The following is a 19,493-nucleotide window of genomic DNA, read 5'->3' on the forward strand; positions in this document are numbered from 1 at the left end:
GTGGTGAGCCTAGCCGGAGGCACCGACACTTTCGTCCGGTTGCTCGGTCAGCCCGCGGACCAGCTCCCGGAACTCCAACAGATCGATCGTGCCCTCCGGCACCGCCTCGGCGGTCTCGACCCGGCGTAGCCGCTCGGCGGCCAGACGCTCGCCTAGCGTCGCGTCGAGCGGCAGGAACGTCATCGTGGTGCGGGCGGCCTCGTCCAGCTCCGCGAACGCCGGATGATGGACTGCGACGTCGACCACGCCGTCGTCCACCTGCGCGACGACCCGGACATCGGCCAGCGAGATCCGATGCTCGCCCAGGTTCACCGTCACCTCGGTCGGGTCCGGGACCGGAGGCACCGAATCGTGGTACTCCCAGATCGCGTCGTCCGGCGGTCCAGCCGCTTTCCACGCGTCGGTGTACGGACGCAGCTCCGGGTCTTCCTGCCCGCTCACGACCAACGCGTAGATGGCGGTCCGGCCGCGTTCGAGCGAGAAGTGCAGCCGCGGGTGCAGCGCCTCGACCAGCACGCACAGATCGTGCTCGACCCGATGCGGCTCGCCTTCGCCCAGCGCAGCACTGACTTCGGGCAGGAGGTCGTACCACCCTTCCCAGAACGCAGCCGCCGCGGCGACGGCGTCGGACGGCACCTGCTGCTCAGGCCATGGCGTACGGGGATCTGGAGGCGCGGCCTCGGTGTCGGCTTCCGAGCGGCGACGACGGAACAAACGCATGATTCGGAATTCCCCCGGTTGTTTCTCTTCGCCAGCCACGGTACGCGGCACGGCAGCGGCGCGTCCGCGAAATCACCAGTTCTCGGGTGGCTCCACGAACCCTTTGCCCAGGTCGCTACTAAGAGCAAGCGCACGGCGCATCCACTCGTTCGTGGCACCGGCCAGCCCACACGCCGGCGTCGGAACCGCACGCTCGGCCAGGATTGAACGGTTGAACCCCAGCCGGTCCACGAGCTTGAGCGCCGGCGAAGCGAGGTCTTTCAGGCCCGGAGCCGTCACCGGGTCCGTAGCCGGTACGAGGCCCAAGAAGAACGAGATACCGCTGTCCCAAGCCTCGCCAATCTCATCCAGGAGCTCGGCGGACGCCCCGGCAAGCAGGCTGACGTCGAACGCGATGGCCCCGGCACCTGCGGCACGGAGGAGCACGATCGGCGGCCGCGGAGCGCAGCAGTGGACGATGACCGGCTGCCCAGTCAACGCGCCGATCCGTTCGATCGTCGTCGCAAGCAGCTCCCGAACCTCAGGCTCAGGCACCGCCGGCACGTTGCCGTAACCCGACGGAGTTGACAGTTTTCCGGCGAGAACAGCAGGCAATGACGGCTCGTCGAGCTGCACGACCACCGGTGCATCAGTCCTTGCGGTCAGCTCCGCGACATGCTGGGCAAGCCCGTCGAGGAGTGACGCGGTGAAGTCCCGCAACGCCCCGCGGTCAGTGAGCACCCGGTGTCCGCGGGCAAGCTCGATCCCCGCGCCGAGCGTCCACGGCCCGGCGATCTGGGTCTTGAGAACGGCCGGCGCGCCAGCGTTCTCTCGGGCAGCTTGGACGGCGTCGAGGTCCCACTGGAGCAGGTCACGCCCGCGACGATGCTCGTGACCGGGCCTCCCGGCCACGCGGTAACCGCTGGGCACGACCTCGATCGCCAGGTCGACCAGCAGTGCCGCGGTCCGGCCGACCAGGTCGGCACCGACGCCACGAGCCGGCAATTCGGGCACATACGGGAAGCCGGGAAGCTCTCCGAACACCACGGCAGCGGCCTCGACGGGATCGGTCCCCGGCATAGACCCGATTCCCGTTGCCGCGCCCGCGGGCCAAGGTCGTTCAGTCACAGGCCGGATTGTCGCGGAACGTGCGGGTGCCGTCCGCACCGCCCCTGTGGACAAGCTTCACCCAGCCGCGCGGCAATAGCCGGACATTCGCCGCATATCCCTTTGCCTGCACCGAATTCGCGGTCACCGCGTTAGTCTGGATCGTCATGACCAGCTCCGCCCCGCCACCGCCCGGCAAAACACCCGGTGACGCATCCGCCCGGGAGCCGCGGCGGAGCAGCATGCCCGGCGCACCGGGCCGCCGGGCTTCAAGCCGCTCTTTTGAGCGAACCCTCTTCACCGAGCCGGTCCTTTACGTCAGCCGGGAGCCGAAGCCGACCACCGTCGGCCAGGAGTACGGCGTGTTCGACCGCCACGGCCTCCACATTGGCGACGTGGCCGTCACGACGCCCAGTTTTCTGCGCAGAGTCATTCAGCATCTGTGGAAATCCGGCCAGCACATCGGCCGCAGGTTCGAGGTCCGCGACGCGAACCAGAGCACTGTCCTCAAGGTCGAGAAACCCGCGAAGGACCAGTTGGCCCGCTTCGTGGTCACACGCGCGGACGGAACTCCAATCGGCGAAATCATCCCGGCCGACGCAGGCCTCGTCCGTTTCACGCTTCGCGCCGAAGGCAAGACGATCGCCACCGTCATCGCCACTGGCCGGCAACGCTGGGAAGTCACGGTCGAGGACCCGGCCGGCGCAGAGGTCGCCCAAGTCGGAGTTCCGTCGCCGGAGCTTTCGCCGCTCAGCGGCAACACCTGTCTCGTAGAGATCCCGCAGCAGGTCCCCGAGCCGCTGGCCAGCATGCTCATCGCGACAACGTTGACTATCGACCTCGCGCTCACCGCACCATCCGGCTGATCACGTGACCGGTGTCTCAGCCCCGCCAGGTGGACAGCGACCGGAATACGGCCCAATGTAAGGAAAGTCCGGGACGCCGAGGTCCCGCCTGGACGGAGGTCGCCGTGGAGCCGTTGCCCGAAGGCAGTTACTCGAACTGGGCCGATCCCGGGGTCTACGAAGTGGCCGCGGGCGTCTACCGGATCCCCTTGCCGCTCCCGAACGACGCCCTGCGCGCGGTCAACGTCTACGCCGTCACCGACGGCACGAACCTCGTGCTCGTCGACTCGGGATGGGCCCTCACCGAATCTCGCCAGTTGCTGGCCGACGCACTCAAGGCGATCGACGCCGAACTCGGCGACGTCCGCGAGTTCCTCATCACCCACGTCCACCGCGACCATTACACGCAGGCAGTCGCGCTTCGGCGGGAGTTCGGCAACCGGATCGCCCTAGGCAAGCTCGAGCAGCCCTCACTGGACGCGAGCGCCAACCCGAACCAGTTCCCCATGCAAGCCCAGCTCGATCTACTTCGCCTCAGCGGCGGGCAAGAGGTCATCACCGCGCTCAGCAAGCTGTTCGGTTCGGAACCTCGCCACACTGAGGCAAATCTTTGGGAAGAGCCGGACGAATGGCTGACACCTGGCCGGCGAGCGGTGCTGCCCGACCGTGAATTCGACGTGGTCCACACCCCAGGGCACACCAACGGACATGTGGTTTTCGTCGACGGCGCAGCAAACCTGCTGTTCTCCGGCGACCACGTGCTCCCGCACATCACTCCGTCGATCGGCTTCCAGCCGGTTCCGGCCGAGTTGCCGCTGAACGACTATCTCGACTCTCTCCGTCTGGTTCGAGGCATGCCGGACCGGCGAATGCTGCCGGCTCATGGCCCAGTCACCGACAGCGTGCATGCCCGCGTCGACGAACTACTCGAACACCACCGGAAACGCCTCGGCACGATGGCGGCCCAGATCGAAGCAGGGGCAAGCACCGCTTTCGAAGCCGCCAACCGCCTCGGCTGGACCCGCCGCGGCCGCAAACTGTCCGAAATGGACGCCTTCAATCAGATGCTCGCCGTCTTGGAGACCGGCGCGCACCTGGATCTGCTGGTCTCACAGAATAAGCTCGCGGCCGAAGAAGTCGACGGCATTCGCCACTACAAGACCACGTAGCGGTCGACCGTCCAGCGATCGCCCAATGGAATACTGAACTACCGTGCATCCTATCACTGTGAGACGAGCTCGAGCCGACGACGTCGAAGCGATCGTCCAGATGCTTGCGGACGACCAACTGGGAGCAACCCGTGACTCGCCGGCCGACCTGGAGCCCTACCTGCAGGCTTTCAAAACCATTGATGCAGACCCAAATCAGCTACTGGTCGTCGCAACGTCAAACGACCGACCGGTAGCCACACTTCAGCTGACGATCATCCCCGGTCTCGCGCGGCGCGGAGCACTTCGCGGGCAAATCGAAGCCGTGCGCGTGCACCGCGATCACCGCAGCTCGGGCATGGGCGCACAACTCGTGCAGTGGGCCATCGACGAATCCCGACGACGCGGCTGCAACCTGGTCCAGCTCACCTCGGACACAACGAGGACGGCAGCGCACCGCTTCTACGAACGATTGGGCTTCGTCGCGAGCCACACGGGTTTCAAGCTGCATCTCTGATTACTCCCTCCCGCAGCTTCAACCGTCCGCGCGCTCAATAGCCCTGCCTTCACCGTGCCAGAGTTGCCACGCGGAAGCCAAGCGATTGCGCGAGGGGTCCCCTCGTGCAATTTAGCTGACTGTGCTCGAATAAATGCGTATCGTGACGATCATGAGCAAGTCGACCGCGCCGGCGGATCACGTCGGCCAGACCAACACCACCATCGAAACCGCAGACCTCGCCTTCCTGCTCCGCACCATGCACGCGAACCTCAGCCTTTTCGATCGCTTGCAGCCAGACCAGTTGATAGCGGCAGTGAAGGACGCGAACCGGCAGATCGCCCGCTTGCAGGCGTTGCAGTTGCATTGCATGGCGGGCATGCGAAGACGAAGATCAGACCCGCACGAGCTGGCGTGCGAGCTCGCGATTGCCTTGCATATCACCGATACCCGAGCCGGAGCGATGATCCACGCGGCCGAAGCTCTGGCCCACCGTCTGCCTCGAACTTTCCGGCTGATGGACCAGGGCAAGTTCGATCTGTATCGCGCCATGAAAGTCACCGACGGCACCAGCCAGCTGTCCGACCACCACGCGCGGATGGTCGACTACCTGCTCGAACACCGGCTGGAAGACAAGAACCCGACCCAAGTCCGCAAGGCGACCGCTTACGCCGCAACGAAAATCGACCCAGATGGGGCGATGAACCGACTGTCTCAGCGGAAAGCCGAGCGTCGCGTCATCCTGCAGCACCAGAGCGAAGGAATCTCGCGGTTCTCCATCGACAACGCCTCGACGGACAAAGCTGCAGCGGCCTACCTCCGCGTCGACAAGATCGCTCGGTCGCTCAAGACGGGCGACGAAAAGCGAACCCTCGACCAGCTGCGCGCTGACGTCGCGATCGATCTGCTGCTCAGCGGCAAGGGCGGCGTTCCCGAGCAGACCGAGGTGTACCTCTATGTCGATCTGAAGACATACCTAGGCCTCAACGACAATCCCGCCGAGCTGGCCGGTCACGGTCATATCCCCGCCGAACTCGCGCGCCACATCGCGACTGGTCCCGACACGATCGTCCGCCGGGTCATCACTGACCCGCTGACCGGGCAAGTGATCGAGGTCGGCAAATTCCGGTATCGGCCGAACATCGATGTCGACGAGTTCGTGCGGGTCCGCGACCGTGAGTGCCGACAGCCCGGCTGCCCGCGGCCCGCACACAACTGCCTCACGGAGCCGACCGGCCCCGATTCCGCGGACGCAGACTCGACTTTGAGCTACTGCCTACGTCACCGTCGTCTCAAGAATCGAGCCGACTGGAGCTACGAGGTCATGCAGGACGGGAAGCTGATCGTCACGACTCCGACGGGCGAGACGGCTGAAAGCGCGCCTCCGCCACTGCACGATCCACAGCCCACGCCGGAGCAACCTGAGGAGGAACGCCTAGGCGCGTAAGGAGATCAGCGCGTGCCAGAGATCTTGGCACTCCCGAGCACAAGGTCGCCGGCCTGGTCGTCTTGCCGATAAAGGACAACGACCTGGCCAGGTGCCACACCGCGCAGCGGCTCCCGCAGTTGGATGGAGACTCGTCCGTCTTCATCCACTTCGGCGACCGCATCGGCAATACCTCCGTGCGCGCGAACCTGGACGGTGCATTCGGTCGGCCCGTCCAATGCTCGTCCGCTCGGCCAGATCGGGCGGTCCGCGTCGATGGCGTGGACACCGAGGTCTGCGGACGAACCGACCTTCACCGTGCCCGAAACAGGTTCAAGCGAAAGGACATACCGCGGTCGCCCGTCAGCGGCCGGCGCATCGATGCCGAGGCCCTTCCGCTGGCCGACGGTGAACCCGTGCACGCCAGTGTGATGCCCAAGCACCGCACCGGTCTCTGCATCGACGAGTTCGCCAGGACGTTCGCCGAGCCGCTTCTCCAAGAACTTCTTGGTGTCGCCATCCGGGATGAAGCAGATGTCGTGGCTGTCCGGCTTCCGCGCAACGGAAAGCCCGCGCTGCTCCGCCTCGGCACGCACATCCGACTTCCAGGAGCCGCCCAGCGGAAACATCGCATGACGCAGCTGCTCTGGCTGCAGTGAAGCCAGTACGTACGACTGATCTTTGCCTTCGTCCGCGCTCCGGCGAAGTTCCAATTCGCCGTCAACGGTCGCCAGGCGCGCATAGTGACCGGTCGCGACAGCATCGAAGCCGAGAGCGAGCGCCTTCTCAAGCAGCGCCTCGAACTTGATCTTCTCGTTGCAAGTCACGCAAGGGTTGGGCGTACGGCCAGCGGCGTACTCGCCGACAAACGTCTCGACAACCTCTTCGGTGAAGCGCTCCGCGAAATCCCAGATGTAGAACGGGATACCGAGGATATCCGCGGCCCGGCGGGCGTCGTGTGAATCTTCGATGGTGCAGCAGCCGCGGGAACCTGTCCGCAGCGTGCCAGGTTGAGCTGAAAGCGCCAGGTGCACTCCGACGACGTCGTGGCCGGCGTCCACTGCACGCGCGGCGGCGACGGCCGAGTCGACTCCTCCGCTCATTGCGGCCAGTACCCGCATTGCTTTACACCTCTTGCTTCTGGGTCTGCTTGCGCATGCCGGCGAGGCCGGCCTGTCGGGCACGGGTGACGACGCCACCGATCTCGCGCGCCAGCGTGTGCACGTCGTCCAGTGTCGACGTGTGGCCAAGCGAGAATCGGAGCGAACCGCGAGCCGCGGCGGCGTCTGCCCCCATTGCCAGGAGGACGTGACTTGGCTGCGCGACACCCGCGGTGCATGCCGAGCCGGTGGAGCACTCGATGCCCTTGGCGTCCAAAAGCATGAGCAGGCTGTCGCCCGCGCAGCCGGGGAAGGTGAAGTGAGCGTGGCTCGGCAGGCGCTCGCCGTCGCGACCATTAAGAATCGCGTCCGGGACCTCCCGCAAGACTGCGGCGACGAGTTCGTCGCGCAGCTTCTCAACTCGGTCGGCGTACTCCGCGCGGCTGCTGATCGCCGCTTGGACAGCAGCAGCGAAGCCAGCAATCGCCGGGACGTCGAGAGTCCCCGAACGAACGCTGCGTTCCTGGCCACCGCCATGGAGTACCGGCACGCATGACGTATCCCTGTCGAGAAGAAGCGCACCGACGCCGTACGGGCCGCCAAGCTTGTGACCGGTCAGCGTGAGTGCGGCTGCGCCGGATGCGGTGAAGTCGACCGGAATTGCACCGACCGCCTGGACGGCGTCGGTGTGCAGGGGGATGCCGTACTCGTTGCAGACCGCGGCGAGGGCGGCGACCGGATTGACCGTGCCGACCTCGTTGTTCGCCCACATCACCGTTGCCAGGGCGACAGTCTCCGGTGCCGATTCAATCGCCGCGCGGAGCGTTTCCGGCGAGACCCGGCCCTTGTCGTCGACTTCGAGCCAGGTGATCTCGGCGTCGGAGTGCTGCTCCAGCCACTCGACAGTGTCGAGGACCGCGTGATGCTCGACCGTGCTGCAAAGGATGCGCCGCCGAGCCGAGTCCTCGCCGTGGCGAGCCCAGAAGATGCCCTTGACCGCGAGGTTGTCACTCTCCGTACCGCCGCCGGTGAAGATAATCTCCGACGGCCGCGCGCCCAGAGCGGCGGCGATCACTTCGCGCGCTTCCTCGACGGCCCGCCGAGCACGACGGCCCGAAGAATGCAGCGCAGAGGCGTTGCCCACGGTGGACAAAGCCTCAGTCATCGCCGCAATGGCTTCGGGCAGCATCGGAGTCGTTGCCGCATGGTCGAGATAGGTCATCGCTCTATCAGGGTAGACCGATGCGGCCTGTGACGAAGCTCGCCCCGGGCCGCGGAGTGGCACGTCACACCTGTTTCGGCCACCTGCTCGTGAGTTGCACGCCGAGCAGCGCCAGCAGGACGAGGGCGATACTGAGCAGTCCCATCGCGGAGGACGGCTGGGCGGCGGACGCGACGGCGGCCAGGAGGACCCCGCCGAGCCCGATGAGCAGCGCTGATCCGACCCAGTCGGCGAGCTGCATCGCGGAGGTGTTGAAGCCGCGCTCTCCTTCCGGGGAGTAACGCAGCAGGAGGACCGAGATGGCGGGCATCGCGATTCCCATCCCGGCCCCGCCGACCGCGCAAACAGCGAAGGCCACCCAGGCCGGGAACCACGATTGGGCGACAAAGCCGAAGCCGACCAGGCCGATCGCGACGAGTGCGAAGCCAGTACGCAGCGATGCCTCCCGGGACCAGTCGAGGAACCGGCCTTGGAGGGCAGATGCGGCGGACCAGCCGAGAGCGGTGATGGTGAGCGGCAGACCAGCGAGTGCAGGGCTGTAACCGTGGACGGCGGTCATGGTCAGCGGGAGATACGCCTCCATTCCCGCATATGCGCCGGCGATGAGGGCACGGGAGGCGACCACCGTTGGCAGTCCGGGGCGAAAGGTCATCGTTCCGGCAGGCAGGAGTTTGCGCAGTGCGACGGCTAGCGCGACAAGACCCAAGGTTCCGTATGCGATTGCAGCAGGCGATGGGTGTTGTGCGGCCCAGCTCAGGGCGGCAACGCCGAGCGCGGCGACGACGGCGGCGATGACGCCCGCGCGACGTCCGGCTGGGAGCGGCACATGGGCGGGCAAGCGGCGAGTGATCTTGTAGAGCAGAGCAATTCCGATCCCGACCAGCGGAAGCAGGCCGAGGAAGACCCATCGCCAGCCCACCGTCACGGTCACCACGCCGGCGACGGACGGGCCGATGACCGCGGGGAGGACCCAAGCGGCTGCGTTCGCCGCGTAGATGACAGGGCGTTCGCGGTCGGTGAACGTCAGAGCGATCAGCAGCGAGACGGACACCAGCAGAAATCCCGAGCCGAAGCCCTGCAGCGCTCGACCGACCAGGAGCATCGGCATCGTCGTGGCGATACCTGCGACAGCTAGTCCTGCGGCAAACAGAGCCGGCCCCACTAGCAGCGCTGGCGCTGGACCTCGACGGTCGCCTAGCCGTCCGGACAAGACGGTAGCGACGACGCTCGCCACCAGGAACGTGGTGAACGGCCACGAGTAGAGCGCAAGACCGTGAAGTTCGGCGACGAGCGTCGGCATCGCGGTGGCGACGCCCATGTTTTCAAAGGCCACCAGCGTGACCACAAGCAACAGCCCGACGGTGACAAGGCGGTGTTCGCGACTCCAGAGGACACTTTTTCGAGGCTGCGCTTCGACGGCCTGGCTCATGATCGGAAGCTTGCAACCTCCAGCGCTCTGGAGGTCAAGCCACCCGCAGGTCTTCAGGGGTGAACAGTGGGGCGCATCGCATCCAGGGCGGATCGTTGCCTCAGGTTGGCGTTAGCCCGTGGATGCGGCGGCGGGCCGAGCGAGGGGCGCTCGGCACAGGAAGTTGATGACGCCGGGTAACTGGCGACGTCGTTGCAGTCGCCTAGAACGATGGATCAGGCTCAGGGCTGGTGGTCGAGCGCGACAGAGCCCGGATTTTGCCGTTGACTGGCGAATCGAGCGTGCGGTTCGGAATGCGCCGGATGCTGGCTGGCTTTAAGTAGGACGTACGGCGACCGAAGGAGAGTGCGAACCGAGATGCGAGCCATCACTTTCGCCGAGTACGGCGGGCCCGAAGTGCTGCAACTGAACGAGGTTCCGACACCGGAGCCTGGCCCGGGACAGGTCCGGGTCGCGGTCCGGCGCGCGGGGATCAACCCGATCGACTGGAAGATTCGTTCGGGGGCGATGGCTGGCGGTGCAGCGCTCAAAACTCCGCAGATTCCGGGGTTGGAGATCGCCGGAGTGGTCGACGCGGTGGGCGACGGTGCCGAGTTCGGCGTAGGAGATGAGGTGTTCGGCTGGTCGGCGACCGGCGGATACGCGGAGTTCGCGCTCGGCGATGCGCTCGTTCGCAAGCCTGCCGGCCTCTCCTGGGAAGACGCGGCGGCGTTGCCGGTTGCTGGCGAAACTGCGTTGCGCGTGTTGCGGCTGCTCGACGTCAAAGCTGGCGAACTGTTGGTTGTCCACGGAGCGAGTGGCGCTGTCGGTCGTTTCGCGACACAGATCGCGGTCGGATTGGGCGCGACGGTAATCGGGACGGCTGGACAGCACAATCTCGATGAGGTGAAAGCGCTGGGTGCGATTCCGGTGCGTTACGGCGACGGGTGGCTCGAGCGGGTCCGTGCGGTGGCGGACCGACCGGTCGATGCGGTGTTCGACGCGTCCGGCCATGGCGTTTTGCCGGAATCGATCGAGCTCCGAGGGTCGAAGGATCGCATCGTGACCATTGCCGACGGTGCGGCTTTCGAACTCGGAGTGCCGTTTTCGTCTGGTGGCCAGGACGGGCAGACACAAGAGGTCCTGAACGAGATCCTCGGATATGTACACAACGGGTTGCGGATTGCGCAGGGTAAGACGTTCCCCTTGGCGGAAGCAGCGGCTGCGCAAGAGGAGAGCCGGAACGGGCACCCCGGCGGGAAGCTGACTCTTGCCATTTCTTGACCATGATCGTCGGCTAGGCTTGAGGACGACGCGGCTCGGCAAGTTGGTGTTGCCGGTTTACGGCGACTGCGGCGCGTGGGCCGTTGCCGCTCAGTGGCGAAAAGGCTAAGCACCGTGGGCAGACGCGCCGACGATACGCGACTGTCGCCATTCAGCGGCGAGAGATGTGAGTCGCGGAAATTAGGCGCGCCGAGCTGAGTGATTCGCCGCTGGGAGGCGAGTGGCGGATGACGAGGTGGCGGTTACAGGCGACGAGCGGGGTAGCCATCCGGTGGCGAGGCGAGTCGGGCGGCTGTCGCCATTGAGTGGCGAATGGGCTGGTCCACTGTCTGCCGAAAGGCTAACCGCGGCTGGGCTGGGAGCCGCGGAGAAGGTGTCGCCAAAAAACGGCAACTCCCCTCCGCGGCCCCGTGACCAGGGGTTTCGTCAGTGCGCAACTGGCTGGGAATCCGCAGGGCGGCCGACCAGAACCCGGCGGCGACGCTGCGGCGGGATGCGGACTGTGCCGAGAGCCGAGTGGACAGCCGCCTCGGCAAGGGCGGCCAGCGAACGGCGGTCCTCTGCGCGGCCGGGAGCGATCTCCGGGCACACGTGCACTTCCAGCACCAGGCCGCGCAGCGCGGCGACCCGGCGTAAAGACGCGATGAGCGACTCCGGTCCGATGAACGCCGGCTGGCTGGTTTCGCGGCCATCGGCGAGGCGGTAGCGGAGAGCAATCGGCCGGACCGGAACACCGCCGTCGATCGCGGCTTGGAAGGTAGCCGTCGTGAAGCGGCCGGAGGCGAGGCCGCACCAGGTGGTGCCCTCAGGAGTCACGTTGACGAGCGCGCCGGCGCGGAGGCTGTCGGCAAGTTCGGACATGGTGTCCGGCAGAGCGCGCAAACGGTTGCGGTCCAGGAAAATGCTGCCGCCGCGACGGACAAGCATCCCTAGGATCGGCCAGGAGGCGATCTCGATCTTCGCGAGGGCTCGCATCGGGCGCAGCGCGTTGATCGCAATGATGTCCAGCCACGAGATGTGGTTGTTCACCACGAGCGCACCGCGACCCGCGGGGGCGGCGAGGAAGTCTCCGCCGCCGACCACGGACATCCGCACGCCGAACGCCCTCAGCACTGCCCGGAAGATCCGACGCACCAAGCGTTCCCGGCTCCGGCCGCGAATCACCAGCAACGCCGGCGCGAGCAGCAGCGCCGCGAAGACCACTGAAACCGCTGCGGTGAAACGCAAAATCCGTCGCGGCAGGCCGACCGTCGGTGCGCCGTCGGTGAGGCAACCGTCACCGCAGGGCGACGTCGGCATCCATGCGTGGCTCATCCTTGCGCCCCGAGGAAGAACTTCAAGTACCGCTCGTCGACCTGCTGCAGATCAAGAAGGACGAAAAAGTCCGCGACCCCGAAGTCGGCGTCGAGAGCCGGCGGGCCGCACACTTTGGCACCGAGCCGCACGTAACCCTTGATGAGCGGCGGAAGCATGGCCCGGTCGGGACGTGGGATCGCGCCCGGTTCCCAGGGCGTCAACGGCGAGACGCGCAACGAGTCGTCGGCGTGATGCTTGGTGCGCAAGACATCCCAGACGCCCGCGGCATAGCTGCCGCCGTCGTCGATCGGGACCGAAGCGCATCCGGCGAGATAGCGGTGTCCGGAAAGGAGCATGTAGCGCGCGATCCCGGCCCACACCAGACTCACGACGGCACCGCTGCGATGGTCGGGGTGGACGCAAGACCGTCCGGTCTCGACCAAGGACGGCCGCAGCGCAGCGAGCGTCGTCAGGTCGAATTCGCTGTCCGAATAAAGCTTTCCGGCCTGCGCGGCGCGCTCCGGCGGAAGCATGCGATAGCAGCCGACGATCTCGCCGGTGTTGTCGTCGCGGACGACGAGGTGGTCGCAGAATTCGTCGAAGTAGTCGACGTCCCGGCCGGGCTCCGGGGAATGCAGTTCCGCCCCCATCTCCTCGGCGAAAACCCGGTATCGCAGTTTCTGTGCGGCGAGCACTTCATCGTTCCCGTTGGCGACCAGAAGCGAATACCGCGGAGCGCCTGCGGGAAGGTCGGCACCCGCCTGATCAGTACTGACGAGGAGCTCTGACGACGTCATGGTCAAGGTGTACCTGCCGGTAAGCGGCCTCGGAGAGTGCCAATCGATGACCGGTCAGTGCACGTTGAGTTAATTGCGGGTTCTCAGGTTCCTCTCAGGCAGCCGGGAAACTTCCGGAGAACGCGGAAGGCCGCCGCGTGACGAGCACGCGACGGCCTTCCGAGCGAAAAGAAAACGTCAGCCCTTGCGCTTGTCGACCGCGTCGGTCAGCTGCGGCGCGACGTTGAACAGGTCGCCCACCACGCCGAAGTCGGCGATCTCGAAGATCGGGGCCTCGGCGTCCTTGTTGACCGCGATGATCGTCTTCGACGTCTGCATGCCGGCGCGGTGCTGGATCGCGCCGGAGATGCCGAGCGCGATGTACAGCTGCGGCGACACCGTCTTGCCGGTCTGGCCGACCTGGAACTGCGCCGGGTAGTAGCCGGAGTCGACGGCCGCACGGGACGCGCCGACAGCCGCGCCGAGCGAGTCGGCCAGCTTCTCCACGACGTCGAACTTCTCCGCCGAGCCGACGCCGCGGCCACCGGACACGACGATCGACGCCTCGGTCAGCTCCGGACGGTCGCCGCCGACGACCGGCTCGATGCCGGTGATCTTGGCGGACTTCGCCGGGTCCTGCGCCGGGATCTCGACGGTCTCCTCGGCGGCCGCGCCGTCGGCGGCCTCCGCCTCGACCGCGCCAGGACGCACCGACACGACCGGCGCGCCCTTGGCGGCCTTGGCCTTGACGGAGAACGCGCCACCGAAGATGGACTGGTCCACGGTGCCGTCAGCGTTCACGCCGACCGCGTCGTAGAGCAGACCGGAGCCCAGCCGCAGCGCGACCCGCGCGGCCACCTCCTTGCCCTCGGCGCTGGCGGCGACGAGCACCGCGGCCGGGGAGACCTGCTCGGCGAGCTTCGCGAGCACGTCGACCTTCGGCGTCACCAGGTAACCGGCGGCGTCGTCGCCCTCGGCGACGTACACCTTCGCCGCGCCGTGGCCGGCGAGCGCTTCCTTGGCCTTCGCCGCGGTGCCGGTCGGGCCCACCACGACGGCGGAGGGCTCGCCGAGAGCGCGCGCAGCGGTCAGCAGCTCGAGCGTGACCTTCTTGACATCACCGTCGACGTGGTCGACGAGGACGAGTACTTCAGCCATTTTCCGGAATCCTCCTCGAAACCGTGTCTCAGATGAGCTTCTGCGCGACCAGGTACTCAGCGACCTTCGAGCCGCCGTCGCCCTCGTCCTCGACCTTCTCGCCCGCGGTGCGCGGCGGCTTCGGCGAGGCCTCGACGACCGTCGACCACGCGTTGGCGAGGCCGACCTCGCCCGCGTCGATGCCCAGGTCGGCGATGGTCAGCGTCTCGACCGGCTTCTTCTTCGCGGCCATGATGCCCTTGAAGGACGGGTAGCGCGGCTCGTTGATCTTCTCGCTCACGCTCACCAGCGCCGGCAGGTTCGCCTCGAGGTGAGTGATGCCGTCTTCGGTCTCGCGGTCGGCCTTCACGGCGGAGCCCTCGACGGTCAGCTGGCGCACATAGGTCAGCTGCGGCACGCCGAGCAGCTCGGCGAGGATCGCGGGCACGGCAGCGCCGCGGCCGTCGGACGCCTCGTTGCCGGCCAGGATCAGGTCGAAGCCCTCGACCTTGCCGACGGCGGCGGCGATGACCTTCGCGGTGGCGATCGCGTCGGAACCGTGCAGCGCCTCGTCGGAGACGTGGATGGCCTTGTCGGCGCCCATGGAGAGCGCCTTGCGGATCGCGTCGGTCGCGCGGTCCGGGCCGACCGAGATCACGGTGACCTCGCCCTCGCCGGCTTCCTTGATCTTGAGGGCCTCTTCGACAGCCTTCTCGTTGATCTCGTCGAGCACGGCGTCGGCGGATTCGCGGTCAAGGGTGTTGTCGGAACCGGAGAGCTTCCGCTCCGAGTAGGTGTCCGGTACCTGCTTGACCAGGACAACGATGTTCGTCATGGGTCTTCTTCGACCTCCCGGTTGGGGCCGGCTCTCGGCCGCGGGACAGTGCTCTACTGAGCGGTAGATTAGGGGCAATTCCGCGGCCGGACCCCTCGAGGTGACGGCATTCACCTGGATGAGCAATCTAATGGGACCATCGTCCCAGTAGTTGGCCGGTTAGCCCTTCCAGCGCGCCGCTCGCCCGATCGGAGCAACGGTCACTTACTCGCAGTAGGCCGTTAGGGGTTACGCTCCGGCACCATGTCCGCGCACATCGCCGTAGTCACCGACTCGACCTCGTGCCTGCCCGAGCAACTCGCCGCTCAGTGGCGAATCAGTGTCGTCCAGGTCCAGCTGCATGTCGGCGACCAGACGGACGACGAGCACCGCTTCGACCGGAGCGAGCTCATCCAGACGATGAAATCCGGCGCGGCCGTCACGACTTCGCCGCCGGATCCGGGCGCGTTCTTCTGGAGCTACCAGGACGCGGCCTCCGCCGGCGCGTCCGCCATCGTGAGCCTGCACATCTCCGGACGGCTTTCGCAGCCCGTCGAAGCCGCCCGCGAAGCCGCCCAGCAGGTCCGGATTCCGGTGCACATCCTCGACAGCGGGACGGCGAGCATGAGTCTCGGCTACGCAGCGGTGTCCGCCGCTCGGGTCGCCGGGGCCGGAGGGCAGCTCGAACGGGTGTTGGACGCCGCGGAACGACGAGTGCGCAACTCGACCGAACTGATCTATGTCGACACGCTCGAGTACCTGCGACGATCAGGACGGATCGGCGCTGCCCAGTCGATGCTCGGAAGTGCGTTCGCGATCAAGCCGCTGCTCACCGTCCGCAATGGAGAAGTGAGTCCGCTCGCCCGCGTTCCCGGCACTAAACGAGCGATGAACCGGCTCGTCGACCTGGCGGTGAAGGCCGCGGGCGACCAGCCAGTGGACCTCGCGGTGACCCGGTTCGGCTCCGACGAGAACGAGATCGTCCGGCGGCTGCGGGAGCGAGTGCCGGGCGCGGGCGAGATCGTGGTGGGCGACGCGAGCACCGTGATCGGCGCTCACGTCGGCCCGGGTGCGCTCAGCATCACGGTGTCGCCGTCGAACTGATCTCGATTCGCCGCCCCGGGACCACAAGCACCACGAGCGGCAGCAGGACCGTAACCGCGAGCCCGCCAATGATGAGCACCTGGTCGAGCTGCGGATAGTGCCCGACGTGACCCGCGTGGTAGACGAGGTGCGGGACGGCGAACAGCAACGCCGCGATCGCCACCAGCCTCGCGACAGCTGTGGTGCCCATCACGGCAGCGCCCACCAGCATCGCGCCGAGCGCCAGGCTGAGGCCGCCGAAATCGATGATGAAGTGCTCGTTGTAGGGCCCGTCCATGGAGACCCAGCCGTGCCGGAAACCGGGAAAGTCCTGGTAAAACCCCATCGGGTCGAGCAGCGGCCACAGCCCCTGCACCAGGGTGTAGAGACCGAGCAGGATCAGGAGGATGCGCGTGATCGTCCGTTGCATACCGCTGGAACGAGACGGCTGCGCGAAACGTGACAGGCGCTAGGGTCGCGCAGGTGACCAACGCAGCCACCCGGGCCGAGGCACTGCACCTCACCGGCGAACGGACCGTCCCCGGCATCCCCGAGGAAAATTACTGGTTCCGCCGCCATGAAGCCGCGTACCTCGCCCTCCTCCCCCACTGCACCGACGCGACGGTGCTCGAAGCCGGCTGCGGCGAGGGCTACGGCGCCGGGCTCATCGCCCAGCATGCCCGGCGAGTGCTCGCACTGGACTACGACGTACCGACCACCGAGCACGTCGCACGCAGGTACCCAAGTGTCGACGTCGCGCGCGCGAACCTCGCGTACCTCCCGTTGCATGACGGCGCGGTCGACGTGGTGGCGAACTTCCAGGTGATCGAGCACCTCTGGGACCAGGACGGTTTCCTCGCCGAATGCTTCCGGGTCCTGCGCCCGGGCGGAAAACTGCTGGTCACGACCCCGAATCGGCTCACTTTCACGCCGGACAGCGACACTCCGCTCAACCCGTTCCACACGCGCGAACTGGCACCGTCCGAAATGGACGACTTGCTGCGCGCAGCCGGATTCACCGTGGCGGCGCTGAACGGGCTGCACCATGCGGAATCCCTACGCACCATCGAAACCCGTTATGGCGGTTCGATCATCGACGCCCAACTAGACGTGGTCATGGGTTCGCTCCCCGGACAGGCCGCCTGGCCCGCCGACCTCCTCGCGGACGTCGCGGCGATCCGGGCCGACGATTTCGCCGTCCACAGCGACGATCTAGACGCGAGCCTCGACCTGGTGGCCGTGGCGGTGCGCCCGTGAGCGCCCGGAATCCCGCCCACGAAGGCACGTTCTGCCTCGTCCTGCACAGCCACCTGCCATGGCTGCCGCACCATGGCAGCTGGCCTGTCGGCGAGGAGTGGCTGTACCAGGCGTGGACGCATTCGTACCTGCCGGTCGTCGACCTGCTGCGCCGATTCGCCGCTGAGGGGCGACGCGACGTCCTGACACTCGGCATGACACCGGTTCTCGCCGCACAGCTCGACGATCCGTACGCCATCCGCGCCTGCCACGACTGGATCGGCCATTGGCAGCTGCGCACGCAGCACGCATCGACGCTCTGGCACGGCGATCCATTGCTGCGCGACCTGGCCGCCGCCGAGCACCAGGCCGCTATGCACGCCACCGAGGAGCTGGAAACGCGCTGGCGGCACGGTTTCTCGCCGGTTCTTCGGTCGCTTGTAGACAGTGACACGATCGAACTGCTCGGCGGACCGCTGGCGCATCCGTTCCAGCCGCTGCTGGACCAGCGAGTGCGACGGTTCGCTCTCCAGGCCGGGCTCGAGGACACCGCGCTGCGCATTGGCCGCGCACAAGAAGGTATTTGGGCACCTGAATGTGGTTATGCACCGGGGATGGAACAAGATTATCACGATGCCGGTGTGCGACGCTTCCTTGTCGATGGTCCTTCACTCCATGGTGACACTTCGGCCGCGCATCCTGTCGGAGACTCCGACGTCGTCTGCTTCGGCCGCGATCTCGAAGTCACCTACCGGGTTTGGTCGCCGAAAGCCGGCTATCCAGGCCATGCCGCGTATCGGGATTTCCACACCTGGGCACATGAAGTCGGGCTGAAGGCGTCGCGCGTCACCGGCAAAACCGTTGAGCCACAAGACAAAGCTCCCTACGATCCCGCGCTCGCCGCGGACGTTTTAGGTTCGCACGTCAAGGATTTCGTCGAGACAGTCGTCGCGCGTCTGAGGTCTCTCCGCGAGCAACATGGGCGCGAGTCGCTAGTGGTTGCGGCATACGACACGGAACTCTTCGGACATTGGTGGCACGAAGGGCCCGCGTGGCTCGAAGGAATCCTGCGCGCACTGCCCGAAGCAGGCGTCCGGGTGACCACGTTGCGCGGCGCGCTCGAGGCTGGCCACCTAGGCGAACCGGTCCAGCTGCCCGCATCCTCATGGGGTTCCGGCAAGGACTGGCGTGTATGGGACGGCGAGCAGGTCGCGGACATGGTGCAGGACAACACCGCACTGCAGGCCCGCCTGCTCGACCTGGTCGATAAGCAGGATGGGACCACTCGCGACGCCGTTGCCGATCAGGCCGTCGCCGAGGCGATGATGGCACTGTCCAGCGACTGGGCGTTCATGGTCACCAAAGACTCCGCCGCCGACTACGCCCGCCGGCGCGCTCGTGTGCACACCGAGCGGTTCGACGCCTTGGCAGGGTTGCTGCGCAGCGGAGATCGCTCTCGCGCGCTCGCCCTGGCCGAGGAATACCGCCGGGCCGACGGCCCGTTCGGACATCTGGACGCGCGCACCCTGCGGCGTCCTCGCGCATGACGATCGAAAGGAACTCCATGGGAATCCGCGACCTGCCCCTCAAGACTCTGTCTGGCGAAGACGCCACTCTTGGCGGACCGCTGGCCGGCAAGACGCTGCTCGTGGTGAATGTGGCGTCGAAGTGCGGGTTGACGCCGCAGTACACCGGCCTGGAACGCCTGCAAGAACGCTACGGCGACAAGGGCTTCTCGGTCGTCGGGTTCCCCTGCAACCAGTTCGCCGGTCAGGAGCCAGGCACGGCGGAGGAGATCCAGACGTTCTGCTCCACCACGTACGGTGTGTCTTTCCCGCTGTTCGAAAAGGTCGACGTCAACGGCGAAGACCGGCACCCGCTCTACGCGAGCATCACGGAAACTCCCGACGCGGACGGCGAAGCCGGTGACGTGCAGTGGAACTTCGAGAAGTTCCTGATCAGCCCGGACGGCAAGGTGCTCGGTCGCTTCCGGCCGCGCACGGAGCCCGAAGACGAGACGATCGTCGCGGCGATCGAAGCGGCGCTGCCTGCTTGAGCTCCGGTCCTGCTCTCCGGCCAGCGTTCATCGCGGCCGGAGGGCATTTGCCGTTTTTCGGCAACTGCTGGCAAACGCCGAGGCGGCTGGCTTCCCAAGGAGACAGCGCTAGCCGTTTGCTGCCGTTGCCGCTCAGTGGCGAAAGATCCGGCGTTCCTCACCTCTGCTTGTCCGCGGTGGTGTCGCCACTTATCGGCGACTGACGACCAGCGCCATAAGTCGCCACGAGTGGACGTCACCGCGCACCACAACGTCAGGCCGGTGCCACGACCGAGGATGCCGTCGCCGTTCAAAGGCTAATTCGGCAGTGACGTCGGCACAGCACGGTGGACGGTGACCCGCCATGTCCGAACTGGACGA

Annotated in this window: 19 protein-coding genes; 9 read left to right on the plus strand and 10 right to left on the minus strand. The window is 66.6% G+C overall.

Annotated features, from left to right (window positions below; translation table 11 throughout):
- Window positions 1-9: 9 nt before the first annotated feature.
- A complete protein-coding gene (locus DMP23_RS25525; RefSeq protein WP_337822735.1) occupies window positions 10-720 on the minus strand; it encodes a hypothetical protein in 711 nt (236 codons plus the stop codon).
- 72 nt (window positions 721-792) lie between these two features.
- The gene (locus DMP23_RS25530) at window positions 793-1,827 is read right to left on the minus strand and encodes a methionine synthase (protein WP_337822736.1); all 1,035 of its coding nucleotides are present in this window, start codon (window positions 1,825-1,827) and stop codon (window positions 793-795) included.
- Between the two features lie 20 nt (window positions 1,828-1,847).
- On the opposite strand from DMP23_RS25530, the gene DMP23_RS25535 reads away from it, so the two are divergent.
- The 4 genes from DMP23_RS25535 to DMP23_RS25550 all read left to right on the plus strand — a co-directional run bounded on the left by DMP23_RS25535 (window position 1,848) and on the right by DMP23_RS25550 (window position 5,742).
- Window positions 1,848-2,672, plus strand: a complete 825-nt coding sequence (locus DMP23_RS25535; RefSeq protein ID WP_337822737.1) for a hypothetical protein — start codon at window positions 1,848-1,850, stop codon at window positions 2,670-2,672.
- Between the two features lie 104 nt (window positions 2,673-2,776).
- Window positions 2,777-3,820, plus strand: a complete 1,044-nt coding sequence (locus DMP23_RS25540) for an MBL fold metallo-hydrolase (protein WP_337822738.1) — start codon at window positions 2,777-2,779, stop codon at window positions 3,818-3,820.
- A 52-nt stretch (window positions 3,821-3,872) separates the two neighbouring features.
- A complete protein-coding gene (locus DMP23_RS25545; RefSeq protein ID WP_443111355.1) occupies window positions 3,873-4,316 on the plus strand; it encodes a GNAT family N-acetyltransferase in 444 nt (147 codons plus the stop codon).
- A gap of 151 nt (window positions 4,317-4,467) precedes the next feature.
- Window positions 4,468-5,742: a DUF222 domain-containing protein gene (locus DMP23_RS25550; RefSeq protein WP_337822740.1), complete on the plus strand. Its 1,275-nt coding sequence runs from the start codon at window positions 4,468-4,470 to the stop codon at window positions 5,740-5,742.
- A 5-nt stretch (window positions 5,743-5,747) separates the two neighbouring features.
- Here the strand turns inward: DMP23_RS25550 and mnmA are convergent, their stop codons facing one another.
- The 3 genes from mnmA to DMP23_RS25565 form a co-directional block, all read right to left on the minus strand.
- Complete coding sequence (gene mnmA, locus DMP23_RS25555) at window positions 5,748-6,842, minus strand: tRNA 2-thiouridine(34) synthase MnmA (protein ID WP_337822741.1); 1,095 nt, start codon at window positions 6,840-6,842, stop codon at window positions 5,748-5,750.
- A 4-nt stretch (window positions 6,843-6,846) separates the two neighbouring features.
- Window positions 6,847-8,043, minus strand: a complete 1,197-nt coding sequence (locus DMP23_RS25560) for a cysteine desulfurase family protein (protein ID WP_337822742.1) — start codon at window positions 8,041-8,043, stop codon at window positions 6,847-6,849.
- A gap of 64 nt (window positions 8,044-8,107) precedes the next feature.
- Window positions 8,108-9,472, minus strand: coding sequence for an MFS transporter (locus tag DMP23_RS25565; protein ID WP_337822743.1), 1,365 nt, complete (start codon window positions 9,470-9,472; stop codon window positions 8,108-8,110).
- A gap of 357 nt (window positions 9,473-9,829) precedes the next feature.
- Here DMP23_RS25565 and DMP23_RS25570 point away from each other — a divergent pair, with 357 nt between their 5' ends.
- Complete coding sequence (locus DMP23_RS25570; RefSeq protein WP_337822744.1) at window positions 9,830-10,735, plus strand: NADP-dependent oxidoreductase; 906 nt, start codon at window positions 9,830-9,832, stop codon at window positions 10,733-10,735.
- Window positions 10,736-11,161: 426 nt separating this feature from the next.
- Here the strand turns inward: DMP23_RS25570 and DMP23_RS25575 are convergent, their stop codons facing one another.
- The 4 genes from DMP23_RS25575 to DMP23_RS25590 all read right to left on the minus strand — a co-directional run bounded on the left by DMP23_RS25575 (window position 11,162) and on the right by DMP23_RS25590 (window position 14,779).
- Window positions 11,162-12,049, minus strand: coding sequence for a lysophospholipid acyltransferase family protein (locus tag DMP23_RS25575; RefSeq protein WP_337822745.1), 888 nt, complete (start codon window positions 12,047-12,049; stop codon window positions 11,162-11,164).
- Window positions 12,046-12,828 carry a GNAT family N-acetyltransferase gene (locus DMP23_RS25580; protein WP_337822746.1) on the minus strand — a complete coding sequence of 261 codons (783 nt, stop codon included), beginning with the start codon at window positions 12,826-12,828 and terminating at the stop codon, window positions 12,046-12,048. The genes DMP23_RS25575 and DMP23_RS25580 overlap by 4 nt, the downstream gene beginning before the upstream one ends.
- Window positions 12,829-13,005: 177 nt before the next feature.
- Window positions 13,006-13,965 (minus strand): electron transfer flavoprotein subunit alpha/FixB family protein, encoded by a 960-nt coding sequence (locus DMP23_RS25585; protein ID WP_037811816.1) that lies wholly within the window; start codon window positions 13,963-13,965, stop codon window positions 13,006-13,008.
- Between the two features lie 28 nt (window positions 13,966-13,993).
- Complete coding sequence (locus tag DMP23_RS25590) at window positions 13,994-14,779, minus strand: electron transfer flavoprotein subunit beta/FixA family protein (RefSeq protein ID WP_037811817.1); 786 nt, start codon at window positions 14,777-14,779, stop codon at window positions 13,994-13,996.
- Window positions 14,780-15,022: 243 nt separating this feature from the next.
- On the opposite strand from DMP23_RS25590, the gene DMP23_RS25595 reads away from it, so the two are divergent.
- On the plus strand, window positions 15,023-15,862 hold the full coding sequence (locus DMP23_RS25595; protein ID WP_337822747.1) for a DegV family protein: 840 nt from the start codon (window positions 15,023-15,025) through the stop codon (window positions 15,860-15,862).
- Here the strand turns inward: DMP23_RS25595 and DMP23_RS25600 are convergent.
- Window positions 15,840-16,271 (minus strand): hypothetical protein, encoded by a 432-nt coding sequence (locus tag DMP23_RS25600; protein WP_037811819.1) that lies wholly within the window; start codon window positions 16,269-16,271, stop codon window positions 15,840-15,842. The genes DMP23_RS25595 and DMP23_RS25600 overlap by 23 nt on opposite strands.
- A 53-nt stretch (window positions 16,272-16,324) precedes the next feature.
- Between DMP23_RS25600 and DMP23_RS25605 the strand changes: the two genes are divergently transcribed.
- Genes DMP23_RS25605 through DMP23_RS25615 form a run of 3 tightly spaced genes read left to right on the plus strand, consistent with a single transcriptional unit; the run spans window position 16,325 to window position 19,133 of the window.
- Window positions 16,325-17,098: a class I SAM-dependent methyltransferase gene (locus DMP23_RS25605; RefSeq protein WP_337822748.1), complete on the plus strand. Its 774-nt coding sequence runs from the start codon at window positions 16,325-16,327 to the stop codon at window positions 17,096-17,098.
- The gene (locus DMP23_RS25610) at window positions 17,095-18,624 is read left to right on the plus strand and encodes a 1,4-alpha-glucan branching protein domain-containing protein (RefSeq protein WP_037811821.1); all 1,530 of its coding nucleotides are present in this window, start codon (window positions 17,095-17,097) and stop codon (window positions 18,622-18,624) included. The genes DMP23_RS25605 and DMP23_RS25610 overlap by 4 nt, the downstream gene beginning before the upstream one ends.
- Window positions 18,625-18,641: 17 nt before the next feature.
- Entirely contained in the window at window positions 18,642-19,133 is a 492-nt protein-coding gene (locus DMP23_RS25615) for a glutathione peroxidase (RefSeq protein ID WP_037811822.1), read from the plus strand.
- Window positions 19,134-19,493: the final 360 nt, after the last annotated feature.

Source organism: Amycolatopsis sp. A1MSW2902, assembly GCF_017312175.1.
Classification (GTDB): Bacteria; Actinomycetota; Actinomycetes; order Mycobacteriales; family Pseudonocardiaceae; genus Amycolatopsis; species Amycolatopsis nivea.

Bases quoted from the DNA above. Each gene is read 5' to 3' on its own strand.
- DMP23_RS25525 (WP_337822735.1), bottom strand. From the start codon at position 720: ATGCGTTTGTTCCGTCGTCGCCGCTCGGAAGCCGACACCGAGGCCGCG.
- DMP23_RS25550 (WP_337822740.1), top strand. From the start codon at position 4,468: ATGAGCAAGTCGACCGCGCCGGCGGATCACGTCGGCCAGACCAACACC.
- mnmA (WP_337822741.1), bottom strand. From the start codon at position 6,842: ATGCGGGTACTGGCCGCAATGAGCGGAGGAGTCGACTCGGCCGTCGCC.
- DMP23_RS25560 (WP_337822742.1), bottom strand. From the start codon at position 8,043: ATGACCTATCTCGACCATGCGGCAACGACTCCGATGCTGCCCGAAGCC.
- DMP23_RS25565 (WP_337822743.1), bottom strand. From the start codon at position 9,472: ATGAGCCAGGCCGTCGAAGCGCAGCCTCGAAAAAGTGTCCTCTGGAGT.
- DMP23_RS25570 (WP_337822744.1), top strand. From the start codon at position 9,830: ATGCGAGCCATCACTTTCGCCGAGTACGGCGGGCCCGAAGTGCTGCAA.
- DMP23_RS25575 (WP_337822745.1), bottom strand. From the start codon at position 12,049: ATGAGCCACGCATGGATGCCGACGTCGCCCTGCGGTGACGGTTGCCTC.
- DMP23_RS25580 (WP_337822746.1), bottom strand. From the start codon at position 12,828: ATGACGTCGTCAGAGCTCCTCGTCAGTACTGATCAGGCGGGTGCCGAC.
- DMP23_RS25585 (WP_037811816.1), bottom strand. From the start codon at position 13,965: ATGGCTGAAGTACTCGTCCTCGTCGACCACGTCGACGGTGATGTCAAG.
- DMP23_RS25590 (WP_037811817.1), bottom strand. From the start codon at position 14,779: ATGACGAACATCGTTGTCCTGGTCAAGCAGGTACCGGACACCTACTCG.
- DMP23_RS25595 (WP_337822747.1), top strand. From the start codon at position 15,023: ATGTCCGCGCACATCGCCGTAGTCACCGACTCGACCTCGTGCCTGCCC.
- DMP23_RS25600 (WP_037811819.1), bottom strand. From the start codon at position 16,271: ATGCAACGGACGATCACGCGCATCCTCCTGATCCTGCTCGGTCTCTAC.
- DMP23_RS25615 (WP_037811822.1), top strand. From the start codon at position 18,642: ATGGGAATCCGCGACCTGCCCCTCAAGACTCTGTCTGGCGAAGACGCC.